This window comes from Chryseobacterium sp. CFS2, from assembly GCF_036543225.1.
Classification (GTDB): Bacteria; Bacteroidota; Bacteroidia; order Flavobacteriales; family Weeksellaceae; genus Chryseobacterium; species Chryseobacterium culicis_A.
Genome location: NZ_JAZHQU010000002.1, coordinates 147206 through 162237 on the forward strand (window position 1 = coordinate 147206; position 15032 = coordinate 162237).

Below are 15032 nucleotides of genomic sequence, written 5' to 3' on the forward strand. Positions count from 1 at the left end.
ATTCAATAAAAAATTCCGTAAACAGCTCTAATTTAAGGATAATAATCGACATTTTACTGGCTCCAGCTACTTTCATTAATGCTCGTGTTCCCCGGAATTCACAAGTTTCGCATTCACGAAAAATGCTCCTTTCACTACTATTTTTGCATTGTCCGGAATATTTCCTACCGCAGTTATCGCCGTATATCCCATATCAGAAGTTCCTTTTACCACTTCTATTTTTTCAAAGTTTAAAGTTTTCGGATGAGGTTTTCCTTTTTCATCATGTTCTTCCTCTACTTTTTTATCAGTCTGAACAAATACAAAGTATTTACCATCTGCTTCTACGATGGCTTCGGTAGGAACTGCAGGGGTTGTACTTTTATCGAGGCTTACAATTCCGGTGATATTCATTCCATCAATCAGTCCGGATTTATTTCCGATTACTTCGCAATGCATAGAGATGGTTTTGCTTTCATTTTCAAAAGAAGATCCTATGCTGTAAATTCTGGCATCATATTCTGTTTCCGGATTATTGGTCAGTTTAAAATGAACAATCTGCCCGACTCTCATTTTGGGAAGATCTTTTTCAAACACCTGAAGATCGAGATGAATGGAACCGTTATCAATTACGGTTGCAACCGGAGAAGAAATATCTACATAACTTCCAATCTGTGCTGTGATACTGCTGATCGTACCACTGATAGGTGCTGTGATAACCAAACCTGATCGCATATTTCCATTATTTACTTTCCCCGGGCTTATTCCCATCATCTGTAGCTGTTTTAACAGGGAAGCTCTTTTTGTTCTTAATGTTTTCAGTTCAGCATCAGCACTTTGAAGGTTTTTCTTGGCTCCGGCATCATTATCAAAAAGTTCTCGTTGTCTTCTGTATTCCTGTTCGGCATACGTTATCCTGCTGTTGGTAGTCAGATAATCTTCCTGAAGCTGAATGTATTCCGGATTGGCAATGGTAGCAATCACCTGTCCTTTTTTCACAATACTTCCTACCTGAATATTGATGGTCTTGATGATCCCTCCATACAGGGAAGTGATGGTTGCTTTATTACTGTTGGGAACACTCAGCAATCCATTTGCTTTGATGGTGGACGTAAGCTCTTTCATTTCTACGGCTCCCAAAGCTACTCCTACAGACTTCATCTGATCTTCCGTGAGTGAAGCTATCGTTTGTGGAGCTTCTTCATGTGCCGCCTCTTTCTGTTCTGTTTTTTCAGGAGCTTTTTCTTCTGCAGCTTCTTTTTTTCCACAACTTGTTAGCAATAGTGAAATCAGGATAAAAGGAATGATATTATATTTGAGTTTCATAAGTAAAAATGTATTTTGTCTGATGCCGTATGCCATCGTTTTCATGGGTCTGGCAGAAAATTTTGATAACAGCGCTTTCATATTATTTATTAATGATTGAATTGATGATTACAACAGATTGATTCACCTGCTGGATAGATTCCAGATATTTTAACTGAATATTGGTAGCCGTTTGCAGGGCAAAAAGATATTCCACATAGGAAATTTCCCCTGTTTTATATCCTAACTGGGCAGCCTTTACAATTTTCTCAGCATTGGGTAGTGCCTGGCTTGTATAATAATCATACTGCTGAATATCCTGCTGGTACTGACTAAAAGCGTTTTCTAATTGAGCAGCAAGTTGTTTCTTCTGCATTTTGGCATTGGTTTCCGCAACCTGTCTGTCATATTCCAATGCCTGAATTCTTGCTTTCGTTGCTCCAAAGGTCAAAGGAATTGCTACTCCTACGGTTGCCGACTGAAAACGTTTTCCCGAGTTATAAAAATTTTCCTGTCCGTTGATGGTATGAAGGCCTATCAAAGATTGATTGGTATATCCTAAGCTGAAATCTGGCAGTCCAAGAGATTTTTCTACTTTCTTATTTTTCTCAGCAATTTCCATTTCCTGGTAAAAAGCTCTTACAGACGGATTGTTGGCCACCACGGCACTGTCTAGTACATTTTCTGCTTTTAGAGGAACATAATCTTTATTAAACGGAACTTCAAGATCTTCTGATGTGTTCATCAAAGTCTTTAAATTCTTATAGGCATTATTCAGAAAGACTTCATTTTGTCTGAGCAGCAGATCAATTTCTCCTTTCTGAGTTTCCGCTGTACTGATTTCAATCTTTTTGATATCACCCGCCTTGAATCTTACGGTTGCAATTCTGATGAATTCCTCATAATATTTATCCAGACTGGTCAGCTGGGCTTTATTATACTGAAGATATTCAATCTGATAATAATAGGTACGAACCTGTTTTATCAGTTCATTCGCTGTGATTTCTTTATCAATCTGCTTGCTTTTAATATTCTCAGTAATTACATCTTTTCTTGCTTTAAAAAGGGTAGGAAAAGGAATGCTCTGTGAAATCGCAAACGACTGGTCAAACTTTGGACTGTTGTATTGTCCCAGCTGAGCTTCAAAGCTTAATTTAGGAAGCTCTTTCGCAGTTGCCCTTAATGCTTCAGCAGACTTAATGCTTAAGTCTTTTGACTGTAAGGTTAAATTATTATTAACTGCCTGTTCTACCGCCTGTTCTACAGAAACCGGTCTGGACTGCGCTTTAAAAGTTTGTCCCAGCATCATGAATCCTAATACCAGAACTACTGTAAATGTTCCCGGATTATTATTTTTTCTTTTCAAAATTTTTGTGTTAAAAATGATATACAGCATCGGCAAAACAAATAGCGTAAGGAATGTAGCCGTCACCAGACCACCAATCACCACTGTGGCAAGAGGTTTCTGTACTTCTGCTCCGGCTCCGGTGGAAATAGCCATCGGTAAAAATCCTAATGAAGCCACTGTAGCGGTCATTAATACAGGTCTTAATCTGGTTTTTGTTCCTTCAAATACTCTTTTCAAAATATCTGTTTCACCTTCTTTTTCTAACTGGTTGAATGTTCCGATCAAAACAATTCCGTTCAGTACTGCCACTCCAAAAAGGGCAATAAATCCAATCCCTGCACTGATACTGAATGGCATATCTCTTATTAAAAGGGCAAATACTCCACCAATAGCACTCATAGGAATCGCGGTAAAAATCAATGCAGCCTGTTTGAATGAGCGGAAAGTAAAATACAACAGCATAAAAATAAGAAGCAATGAGACCGGAACAGCGATCATCAGGCGTTTGCTTGCTTCCTGCAGGTTTTCAAACTGTCCACCATAGGTAAAGTAATATCCGGAAGGCAGTTTCACTTTATCCAGTTTTGCCTGAATATCTTTCACCACACTTTCCACATCACGGTCTTTTACATTAAATCCGATAACTATTCTACGTTTTCCTTGTTCACGGCTGATCTGTGCCGGACCTAATTTATAACTGATGTTAGCCACCTGTGACAATGGAATCTGTGCTCCGGTGCTGGAGGTGATCATCAGGTTATTTACATCCGAAATATCTGTTCTGTGAAGACTATCCAGACGGACTACGAGATCAAAACGTCTTTCGTTTTCAAAAACCTGTCCGGCAGCTTTTCCTGCAAAGGCTGTACTTACGGCATTATTGACATCTTCGATATTCAATCCATAATTGGCGATTCTTGTTCTGTCATATTGAACATTAATCTGCGGAAGGCCACTCACTCTTTCAATCTGAGGCGCTGTAGCCCCATCTACTGTCTGAATAATTTTTCCCACCTTATCTGCATACACGGCTAATGAATCAAGATTCTCTCCGAAAATCTTTACAGCAACATCCTGTCTGATCCCTGTCATCAATTCATTGAAACGCATCTGGATAGGCTGGTTTTTCTCAAAGAATACACCCGGAATCGTTTCCAGTTTCTCACTGATCTCATCTGCCAGTTCGTCGTAAGATTTCTTGGTTTTCCATTCGCTTTGTGCTTTCAATACCACAATCATATCGGTTGCTTCAGGCGGCATCGGGTCTGTAGGAACCTCAGCAGAACCGGTTTTTCCGACTACCATTTTCACCTCATCAAACTGTTTGATAATTCTTGATGCCTGCATGGAGGTTTCTATACTCTGGCTCAATGAACTTCCCTGCGGTAAAATACAGTGAAATGCATAATCTCCTTCCTGCAGCTGAGGAATAAACTCACCACCCATATTTTTAAAAATAAACGCAGAGATAAGAAAGACTACAGCCGTTGCTGAAACAATTGCATATTTTACTTTTATTGATTTTTGCAATAATGGCTGATAAATCTTTTGCAGGCTATTCATCATTTTATCAGAGAACGTTTCTTTGTGAGATATTTTCTTAGATAAAAACAGGGCGCTCATCATTGGAATGTAAGTCAGAGATAAAATTAAAGCTCCTAAAATGGCAAATCCTACTGTTTTTGCCATTGGAGTAAACATTTTCCCTTCCACACCAGCCAAAGTAAGAATCGGGATGTATACGATAAGAATAATGATTTCCCCGAAGGCTGCACTGCTTCTGATCTTTGATGCAGAAAGAAATACTTCTTCATCCATCTCAGACTGCGTTAATGCACGGGCAGATTTCCTTACTCCTAAATGATGCAAGGTGGCTTCTACAATAATTACCGCACCATCTACAATCAATCCGAAATCTATTGCCCCAAGGCTCATTAGGTTGGCACTTACTCCAAAAACATTCATCATTCCCAGCGCAAACAATAAGGAAAGCGGAATAGCAGAAGCCACGATAAGCCCTGCTCTAAGATTTCCAAGGAAAATTACAAGTACGAAAATAACGATCAGTGCTCCTTCAACAAGGTTTTTTTGTACGGTATTGATGGCTCTGTCTACAAGATCTGTCCTATCCAGAAATGGTTCTATAATAACATCATTGGGAAGAGATTTCTGAATGGTAGGAATTTTTGCTTTGATATTGTTTACGACTTCATTACTGTTCGCTCCTTTCAGCATCATCACTACTCCACCTACGGCATCTACTTTTCCGTCATAGGTTAATGCACCGTAACGAACGGCACTTCCTAAACGAACATCAGCAACGTCTTTGATAAAGATCGGAACGCTTCCTGTTTCATTTTTAACTGCTATGTTTTTGATGTCTTCAAGGGAGGTTACTAACCCTATCCCACGGATAAAATAAGCATTGGGCTTTTTATCAATATAAGCTCCTCCTGTATTCTGATTGTTTTTTTCAAGCGCTGTAAATATTTCAGTAATACTTGTTCCCATTGCTTTTAAACGATTGGGATCAATAGCCACTTCATATTGTTTTAATTCTCCTCCAAAACTGTTGATTTCTGCAACACCTGGTGTTCCGTTCAGCTGTCTTCGAACGATCCAGTCCTGCATGGTTCGGAGTTCTTTGGCATTGTATTTCTTTTCGCTTCCTTTTTTAGGGTGAAGAATATACTGATATACTTCTCCAAGACCTGTACTTACAGGGGCCAGCTCAGGAGTTCCTACTCCTTTTGGAATTTCTTCCACTGCATTTTTCAGCTGTTCATTAATGAGCTGTCTCGCAAAATACACATCTACATTTTCTTTGAACACCACTGTAATCACAGAGAGCCCGAATCTTGAAATACTTCTTGTCTCCTGAATATCGGGAACATTGGCAATGCTTTGCTCAATGGGAAAGGTAACCAGCTGTTCTACTTCCTGTCCCGCCAGTGTAGGACATACGGTAATGATCTGCACCTGATTGTTGGTGATATCCGGCACAGCATCTATTGGCAATCTGGTGGCACTCCACGTTCCCCAGATGATCAGTACCAGGGTCATCAACCCAATGATCACCTTATTTTTAATACTGAATTTTATGATTTTATCTAACACGATTTTTAGGTAATTTTTATTGAAAATGAATGCACACAGCATAAAATACTGCAGCAAAAATATCCTGAAAACCTCTGCAATGGTATTGCAAAGTTTCAAGCACAGTTAAATATTAGAAAGCATAACTTTCTAAAAGTCAATAAAAATTAAATTTTAGGAGGCTGCCAGATAGGGTCGTAAATTTGGTAAGCAAAGTCGTTTTTGTGAAATAAGATCTTCTTCGAAAAGTAAGCAGGAATCTGCTCAGGAATCTCCAATAAAGGATCCATTTTAAATGCTGAAACTGTCATCTGGCAACAACTGCATGCACACAGTGGAGAACAGATATCTCCTTTTTCTGTAGAATGAACGCCATGAATACTTAATGAGATCTTATTATCTCCTGAATTCAACGGATGGGACGTGTCTTCACATGGCATCAATGATAACGCCATGAAGTAAAATGCAAGTATCCATCTTAAGAGGTTCATTGTTACAAAGGTAGAGATTTTTTCTAAAATGGGTAAAAGCTTTGGTTGTTTTATAGATTATTATTCTTATCAAAACTAATAAAATACCATTCCAATTATTATTTGTTAGCTTTGTATTTCACAAAACCACTAGTTCCAATACCTCTATTAATCTGAATGAGTCTGTTCACATCAAAAATATTTTTCACAGCTTGTCTTTGCTTCATCATATCATCCTGTGAACAAAAAGAAGTATTGGCCAAAGACATTTCCATTGAAACAGAAAGCAGAAACCTGTCAACTCTTAAAGGCACGGATATTTATAATACCCTATTATATACCGAACCGGACACTTCAGATACCCTCCGATTCAAACTTACAGAGCGGGATTGGATTATTTTAAAAGAAAGTTTTGAGAAGCATCAGCTCTACCTGATTGACAACACTACAAAAATTGGGGAAAGGGTACATTCCATTTACCTACCGCATAAGATTAAAATCAAAACCAACAAAAGGCTCTTATCTGTACAGTATCGGTTCTTCATTGGGGAAAAGGAAAATTTTGATCGTATAAAAAGTGAAAAATTTAAAAAGTTCTTAAAGACTTTTGATTCTTTGGTGTATTACAGATCAGAAAAACATATGGATTAATCCGAATATAATGAAGAATATCAAATACTTAGTTTTCGTATTATTGTTTATTAGTATTATAATTTATAATAATTCAACCTCATTCACTGATGAAATGAAATCCGATTATTTTCCTATGGAAATGAAAGGAAAGATATATGATATTTCTCGAATAAAAGGTGGGCCCCTATATTTAAATATACATACTTATTCCAAAGATGATGGAATCAGTATTAGAAATTCAGATTTTGTTTTGAATAGTATTAAAAAGCAATTTTATTTCCGGAAACTCTCAAATAGTAATCAATGCTATATTATAAAAGGTGACAGCATTATGTATTTTGATTGTTATATTTTTTCAAAAGAAGACTCTGTTAAAATAGGAAAAATCAAAGGATGGAAACCAGCTATTACCAACCACTGGTTATTAAAAAAATAAATAATACCCCCTTAATAACAGATAGATAAACTTAACTTTTAAATGAATAAAATCTCCATTCTATTAAAAAACATAAACCACTCTTTAGTAAGAGTAGTTTTTATTATTTATACTTAAACTATCTTTTATTTTAAAATAAAAAAGCCACCGCAAAAGCAGTGGCCAAAAAATCAATCTAATTATAAGTATGTTCCTTATAAATTCGGGTTATTTTCAGCTTCTCTCTGTGGAATACTGAATAAATAATAATTGCTATTCGGTACAAAAGCAGATTTATCCGGGAAATCAAGAACAGAATGCCCTCTACCATCTACAGTTTTCACTGCTCCTTCTGGTGTAGTAATCTGAACTTTTATCGGTTTACCATCAACATCTACAAACGGTTTTCTTACCACCGTTCCTTGCGTTCTGATAATATCTGAAAGGGAGAAACCCTCTCCAAACAATTCTTTTCTTCTTTCAATCAAGACTGCTGCTACAACCTCATTCTGTGATAATGAACCATTATAAATATTGGCATTTCTGGCCGATTTCAACTGATTCAGAACAGCTACTGCCTGAGAGACATTTCCAGTTCTGGCTTCAGCTTCAGCTTCAATAAGATACATTTCTGCAGCTCTCATGTACACAATATCTGCAATAAGGGTTGGTTTAAATTTAAACTTAGCATACCTCAGCAATCCTTCTCTTCCTTTCTGCCCGTCCCATGAAAATAATTGGGATCTGATATCATTGCCATCAAAAAGATCTTTAAAGTAAGGATCCGCCATAAAGCTGTAATAATAACTTCCTGATGAAGATACATCCAGATAATGGAAAGCATAACTTGCGTCAGACTGTTCCTGCGTCTGTCCGTGTCCCCAAATCCATTCTGCATTGTTGATATCATTAAATCCATCTTTGTATTTTTCCGGAGCCATCAGTGGAAAACCTTCTCTTGCAATTTTTGCAGATGCTGAAGCTTTGCTCCACTCACCGGTATTCAGGTAAGTTCTTGCCAAAAGACCGTTCACTACGGCACGGTTGATTTTATCCTTGTTATTTCTCGTATAAGTTTTCAACAGGTTATCTGCATCAGTAAGATCACTTTTAATCAAAGTATAAATCTCTTCAAGACTTGCCCTCTTCTTCCCTACTGTAGTTGTTGTGGATGGCTCAGTATAAATTGGAGCTGTCAAGGCCGACTTATCTTTCAGGTAGCTGAACTGATAAAAGCTTGCCAGATTCAGGTAACAGAAAGCACGTAATGCTTTTGCCTGACCTTTCACCTGATTCTTTTTCTCCTGGCTGCCTTCCGTTCCATCAATTCTTGTGATCACATTATTCATATTATTAATGGTAGAATACAACATCGTCCAGATAAATAAAGGTCTGCTTGCTGTACTGTTTACCATTTCAGTAAATGCATAGGTTGAAGCAAAACCATATTTATTAGTCAATACAGCCACATCACTTCCCATCGCATCACTGGCTCTTAAAACTGTGGAATACCCGATATTGGCATACGTTGTTCCGTCGTTATTAAATTTTGCCCACGTACCATTTACTACAGTTTCTGCACTTTCAGCTGTTTTGAAAACTTCTACGCTGTTGGCCTGATCAGTCGGAGCTGTATCTAGCTCACTTTCACAGCTTGACAGTGACAAAAATCCGATGAGCGCAAATGATAGATATTTTAATTTTTTCATTGTTTCAATTTTAAAAGGTTAAAGAGTTGCCTGAAGACCAAATGTAATTGTTCTCATTGCCGGATATCTGTAATATGTTGTTCCGTCCAAAGCCTGTTCAGGATCCATTCCTTTATGTTTATAGAAGGTCAGAAGATTTTCTGCCTGGATATAAATTCTGAATTTCTTAAGTCCTATTTTCTCAAAATAATCCTCAGGAAGAGTATATCCTAAGCTTACATTTTTAAGTCTTGCATACGTTCCGGAGTAAAGGAATCTTGAAGATGTTGAGGTCCAGTTATTCGTTGTTGTACTCAATCCAGGAACATCTGTATAAGGATTTTCCGGAGTCCATCTGTTTACCATTTCAGCGCTCCATGCACGTCCTCCGGCACTTCCGTTATGCATGATGGAAGTATAATCAGTATCTAGAATTTTTCCTCCGATTTTGAATGTCAGTAATCCTGAAAAATCAAAATTCTTATAGGTGATACTGGTACTGATTCCTCCTGTCAGTTTAGGCAAGGCTGAACCCTGTAACAACTTTGTGGCTTTTGAATATTCCGAAGTCGTTCCTTCTACTGAATTTCCGCTGGCATCGGTAGTAACCGTTTTCCACAAAGGCTTTCCATTGCTTGGATCAACTCCAGCCCATTCCGGAATAAAGAAGTCGTATACCGAACCTCCTACTGTCAACAGCTTAGTTCCTACTACAAGAGAACCTCCGGGTAATTTCGTTACCTTATTGTTTAAAGTACTCAGATTCACATCTACATTCCATTGGAAATTATCATTCTTAATGGGTGTTGTGAATAATGAAAATTCAAATCCTGTATTCTGAATGGTTCCGATATTCGCCGGATAATCACTGATTCCCAACGACGGCGCAACCGGCATATTAAACAGAAGATCCTGGCTTTTTCTTTTGAAGTATTCGATATTTCCTTTAACCCTGTTATTCAGAATCGCGAACTCCAATCCTACATTTAAATTAAGGTTCGTTTCCCACTTTACATTATTGGTAGACGTTTTTTCCAGTGTTGTTCCCGGTTCTCCGCCAAGGCTGATAAATCTGTACAACTCCTGATAAGCATAATAAAGCGGCTGCCCGTTAGGTCTAAGTAATTTATCATTTCCTTGTCCTCCGTAGCTGGCACGCAATGTCAATTGATTGAAGACATTCAGACTTTTGACAAATTCTTCGTTTGAAATTTTCCATGAACCTCCTACTGACCAGAATCTTCCCCATCTGTTATCTTTTGCAAATCTCGAAGAGCTGTCTGCCCTTCCTGATGCAGATAAGAAATAGGTATTGTTGTAATCATACTCTACTTTTCCAAGGAAACTCAATAAACTCAATTTATTACTGTTTCCGCTGAAACTTCCCAGTAAAGAAGCGGCATCCGGCTCATAATAGTAAGGTAGTGAGAACTGACTTCTTGTTCCGGAAATTGTCTGATAATCATATTTATAGAATTCGTGCCCCGCTAATGCATTGACATGGTGTTTTCCAAACTTTTTATCATACGTCAGAATATTACTGGTTGTATAAGAAAGCGTTCTGGTATTGGTTTTCGTCACCGATCCTCCAATCTCAGCGCCTTGCCCCAATAATGGATTTGAATAATAATGTCCGTTATAATTCACCAAATCCACAGAGAAACTCGTCTTGAATTTTAGCTCCGGCAAGAAAGTAAATTCCATGAATCCTTTCCCTGAAAAGTTGTCCTCTTTATTTTCGTTTTTATCTAATGGTAAGGTTGCTGCGGCATTTTGATTCTGAAGCGCATTTGTGGGTCTGTATTTTCCAAAATCATAAACCGGGTTTCCATCAGCATCCAAAATATAAGTTCCGTCAGCATTTCTTTCATAATAAGGATAGAATGAAGGAATAAATCTTGCCGCATTGATGATGTTACTGGCCTTGGAATCCGAAGAAGTAGGCGCCTGCTGAATACTGTTTGTATAACTTAAGTTCACCCCAACATTCAGCCATTTTTTTACTTCAGAATTGATTTTCAATCGGGTATTATATCTTTTATATCCTGATTCAATTGCCATTCCTTTATCATCCAGATACCCCAGAGAGAAGAAATAATTACTTTTCTCACTTCCTCCGCTGATATCAAGATCCACCTGATTTCTTGAAGCCACTCTCTGCAAGATATCTCTCCAGTCATCATTCCAAAGTGGTGATGCACCAGGTAATAGTTTTCCATCTGTACCTACAGGCTTTGGATAAGCTGTCCCATATGGATTAATCCCCAGTGAAGAAACAAGGTTGTCTGTTGCCATCTGAGCGGCCTGCTGAGAAGAAACTTTCCCGGATTGATATCCATTTCTCAATGCTTCCCAGTACAGTTGAAAATACTGATCTGTATTTACCTGTTCATAGTCTTTAACGGCTCTTCCGGAGAATCCCTGACTGATATTAAAATTAACTTTTGCTTCCCCTTTTTTACCTGATTTTGTAGTAATGATGATGATCCCATTTGCTCCTCTTGAACCATACAAAGCACTTGCTGTAGCATCTTTCAGAACACTTATAGATTCGATATCGCTGGGACTGATTGAGTTTAGATTTCCATCAAAAGGAATTCCGTCCACTACATATAACGGATCACTGGAAGCACTTATTGAACCAATTCCTCTGATTCGGATAGTGGAAACAGCACCTGGCTGGCCTGATGCACTGGTAGTCTGAATCCCTGCAACCTGTCCTTCTAATGCTTTCGTAATATTCGTTACAGGTCTGTTATTGATTTTATCACTGGAAATTGTAGCTACGGAACCGGTATAGCTGTTTCTTTTCGCTTTTCCGTAAGCTACCACTACTACTTCATCAATCTCTTTTTCATGAAGGCTATCTTTTTTCGGCTTGGAATTCTGTGCATTTACACTGGTAATTCCCAGAAAAAAAACAGCAACCGGAGGTATCCAAGCTTTAGAATTAAATAAAGTTTTACTAATCATAATCAATTTTATTTATCATATATTAAAATTTAACCCTTTGCAGAAAAGTCAGCAAAGGGCATCGATAAATACGATAAACCAAATGCTTATTTTTCCTTAAAAGGCTGAACGTAACACCTTGCCCAATGGGTAGGTTGTTAAGACTTCACGGGGTCAGTTCCCTCCATCTTTCTTTATAAGCCGATCGAAATATGTTTGCAAAGCTAAAAACTTTTAGTCTACAAAACAAGTAGACTTATTTATTTTTCATGATAAATTTTTAATAATTAACATAAAATTTTAATAAAACTCATTACAATAAGGAGTTGTAGCCGTTATCATTTATTCAAACATGATAAATATCATTATTAATAATTCAATGGAACAAATATTTGAGGACACCTTAATTTTTGTACTATTAATTGAAAAAACTTTTTAATTTTATAGTATGAAAGTTTTGATTATAAATGGGCCTAATCTCAACCTTTTGGGCACCCGGGAACCGGAAATTTATGGAAATGTTTCCATGGAAAGTTATTTGGAAAATTTAAAATCCGAGTTTCAGTCTCATGAAATACAATACTATCAGTCTAATATTGAGGGTGAGCTTATCAACAGACTTCAGGAGGATGATTTTGATGCAGTGGTGATTAACCCGGGAGCATTTACCCATTATTCTTATGCTATCGCTGATTGTTTAAAGAATATCCGCAAGCCAAAAGTAGAAGTACATATCAGCAATATATACAAAAGAGAAGAATTCCGCCAGAAATCTGTAACGGCAGCGAATACAGATGCTGTTTTATCCGGCTTTGGAATGGATGGGTATAGATTGGCTTTATTGAGCCTGAAGTAATTTTCAGTCTATATTTTCCCACAGATAGCACAGATTCTCACAGATAATTATGTATACAAAGAGAATAATTTATGAAGATAAAGGATAAGATTTACTGTAAAAGCATTGGCATATATTCCGGGCAATTAACGAAGAGAGAATCTTATATCGTTGAAGAAATAAATGATGAAAATATAAGAATCTGGAATGACGAAGGAAGACTGAGATGGTATTCTGATTTTTATTTTACTTTAAACAATGAACCGGAAATCATTTCTATTAATATAGATGATCCAATAGAAAATATTGAATCTGATGCCATAGAAGTAACTATTACCTTTTCCAACAAAGCAAAATACTGGATAACTTTCACTAATCCAAAGTATTTAGATAAGATATTGGACGAAGAATCTTACTTTTCTTCAAAACATTTTATGATCATAAAACATTTAACTGAAGAATCAATCAAATCAACAGTCTTAAAACTTGATGAACAGGATGAATTGATTGAAAACTGTCAAAAATATTAATAAAAAAGCCTCATCAATGATGAGGCTTTTCCTTATGTTATAGATAACTATTAATTAGATAGTTTGTTCCTGTAACTGAGGTCCTGAAGCAACTAATTTGTTACCTTCTTCAGTATCACAATACTGTTCAAAGTTTTTGATATATCTTGAAGCAAGATCTTTTGCTTTTTCTTCCCATTCTGAAGCACTTTCATATGTATCTCTAGGATCTAAAATACCTGTAGAAACGTTTGGCAATTCAGTAGGAATCTCAAGATTCATGATTGGAACCTGAGTTTTAGGAGCGTTATCGATAGATCCGTCAATGATTGCATCAATGATTGCTCTTGTATCTTTCAGAGAAATTCTCTTTCCTGTACCATTCCAACCTGTATTTACCAAATAAGCTTTAGCTCCGTGCTCCTGCATTTTACCGATCAATGTTTTAGAATACATTGTTGGGTGTAATGTAAGGAATGCTTCACCAAATGCAGGTGAGAAAGATGGTTGAGGTTCTGTAATTCCTCTTTCTGTTCCAGCTAGTTTTGATGTATAACCGCAAAGGAAGTGGTATTGAGCCTGATCTTCATTCAAGATGGAAACCGGAGGAAGTACTCCGAATGCATCTGCTGAAAGATAAACAATCTTCTTAGCATGACCTGCTTTAGAAGGCAATACAATTTTGTTGATATGATAAATTGGATAAGAAACTCTTGTATTCTCAGTGATTGATCCGTCTGTATAATCTGCTACTCCATTGTTCACAACAACGTTTTCAAGAAGTGCATCTCTTTTGATGGCAGCAAAGATATCCGGTTCTTTTTCTTCAGATAAGTCGATAACTTTAGCGTAGCATCCACCTTCATAGTTAAATACTCCGTTGTTATCCCAACCATGCTCGTCATCACCAATAAGATATCTTTTCGGATCTGCAGACAGAGTCGTTTTTCCTGTTCCTGAAAGACCAAAGAATAAAGCTACATCACCTTTTTCTCCTACGTTAGCAGAACAGTGCATTGAAGCCATACCTTTTAATGGAAGGTAATAGTTCATCATTGCGAACATCCCTTTTTTCATTTCACCTCCGTACCATGTACCTCCGATGATCTGTAGTTTTTCAGTAAGGTTGAACATGATGAAGTTTTCAGAATTCAATCCTTGAGCTTCCCAGTTAGGGTTTATTGTTTTAGAACCGTTGATTACTGTGAAATCAGGTTCTCCAAAGTTTTCAAGCTCATAGTGAGAAGGGCGGATAAACATATTAGTAACAAAATGCGCCTGCCATGCTACTTCAACGATAAATCTTACTTTAAGTCTCGTATCTGCATTCGTTCCGCAGAATGTATCTACTACATAGATCTTTTTAGATTCAGCAAGCTGGTTCAGCACTAGTTCCTTACAAGAACCGAAAATTTCTGCAGTAGTAGGTAAGTTTACTTTACCATCCCAGAAAATTGTATCTCTTGTAACATCATCCTGAACAATATATCTGTCTTTAGGTGAACGACCTGTGAAAATTCCTGTTTTTACTGACACCGCGCCAGATTCCGTAAGTTCAGCTTTCTCAAATCCCTGATTTTCAGAAGAAACTTCAGCCTGGTATAATTCTTCATAAGAAGGATTATACACTACTTCATAGTTTCCTTTAATCCCCAATTTCTCTAAATCCTGGATGATTTTAGTGTTTTTCATTTTACTTATATTTTCTATTTCTTTATTGACTTCAACAAAAATAATATTAATTATTTGTTAAAGGTGGTTTAAATATACTGATATAAGTCAGAATGGCAAATAAAAAAACA

At 37.1% G+C, this 15032-nt stretch carries 10 protein-coding genes and 1 riboswitch; of the genes, 4 read left to right on the forward strand and 6 right to left on the reverse strand.

The features are described 5' to 3' along the window. Positions 1-75: 75 nt before the first annotated feature. The 3 genes from ODR02_RS04130 to ODR02_RS04140 all read right to left on the reverse strand — a co-directional run bounded on the left by ODR02_RS04130 (position 76) and on the right by ODR02_RS04140 (position 6219). Complete coding sequence (locus ODR02_RS04130) at positions 76-1305, reverse strand: efflux RND transporter periplasmic adaptor subunit (protein WP_309511686.1); 1230 nt, start codon at positions 1303-1305, stop codon at positions 76-78. 82 nt (positions 1306-1387) lie between these two features. Continuing rightward, entirely contained in the window at positions 1388-5749 is a 4362-nt protein-coding gene (locus ODR02_RS04135) for a CusA/CzcA family heavy metal efflux RND transporter (RefSeq protein WP_309511687.1), read from the reverse strand. Between the two features lie 146 nt (positions 5750-5895). Further along, positions 5896-6219, reverse strand: a complete 324-nt coding sequence (locus tag ODR02_RS04140; protein ID WP_079240189.1) for a DUF6660 family protein — start codon at positions 6217-6219, stop codon at positions 5896-5898. 156 nt (positions 6220-6375) lie between these two features. Between ODR02_RS04140 and ODR02_RS04145 the strand changes: the two genes are divergently transcribed. Further along, on the forward strand, positions 6376-6849 hold the full coding sequence (locus tag ODR02_RS04145) for a hypothetical protein (RefSeq protein ID WP_309511688.1): 474 nt from the start codon (positions 6376-6378) through the stop codon (positions 6847-6849). A 10-nt stretch (positions 6850-6859) separates the two neighbouring features. Next, positions 6860-7267: a hypothetical protein gene (locus ODR02_RS04150; RefSeq protein ID WP_309511689.1), complete on the forward strand. Its 408-nt coding sequence runs from the start codon at positions 6860-6862 to the stop codon at positions 7265-7267. A 194-nt stretch (positions 7268-7461) separates the two neighbouring features. Here the strand turns inward: ODR02_RS04150 and ODR02_RS04155 are convergent, their stop codons facing one another. Next, the gene (locus tag ODR02_RS04155; protein WP_309511690.1) at positions 7462-8955 is read right to left on the reverse strand and encodes a RagB/SusD family nutrient uptake outer membrane protein; all 1494 of its coding nucleotides are present in this window, start codon (positions 8953-8955) and stop codon (positions 7462-7464) included. 18 nt (positions 8956-8973) lie between these two features. Continuing rightward, positions 8974-11907 carry a SusC/RagA family TonB-linked outer membrane protein gene (locus ODR02_RS04160; protein WP_309511691.1) on the reverse strand — a complete coding sequence of 978 codons (2934 nt, stop codon included), beginning with the start codon at positions 11905-11907 and terminating at the stop codon, positions 8974-8976. Positions 11908-11990: 83 nt separating this feature from the next. Continuing rightward, a riboswitch (SAM riboswitch) is annotated at positions 11991-12089 on the reverse strand. A 245-nt stretch (positions 12090-12334) separates the two neighbouring features. Here ODR02_RS04160 and ODR02_RS04165 point away from each other — a divergent pair. Then, a complete protein-coding gene (locus ODR02_RS04165; protein ID WP_180565022.1) occupies positions 12335-12742 on the forward strand; it encodes a type II 3-dehydroquinate dehydratase in 408 nt (135 codons plus the stop codon). Between the two features lie 71 nt (positions 12743-12813). Further along, the gene (locus tag ODR02_RS04170; protein WP_209786215.1) at positions 12814-13251 is read left to right on the forward strand and encodes a hypothetical protein; all 438 of its coding nucleotides are present in this window, start codon (positions 12814-12816) and stop codon (positions 13249-13251) included. Positions 13252-13305: 54 nt separating this feature from the next. Here ODR02_RS04170 and pckA read toward each other — a convergent pair whose 3' ends face one another. Then, a complete protein-coding gene (pckA, locus tag ODR02_RS04175; protein ID WP_309511692.1) occupies positions 13306-14922 on the reverse strand; it encodes a phosphoenolpyruvate carboxykinase (ATP) in 1617 nt (538 codons plus the stop codon). Between the last annotated feature and the right edge of the window lie 110 nt (positions 14923-15032).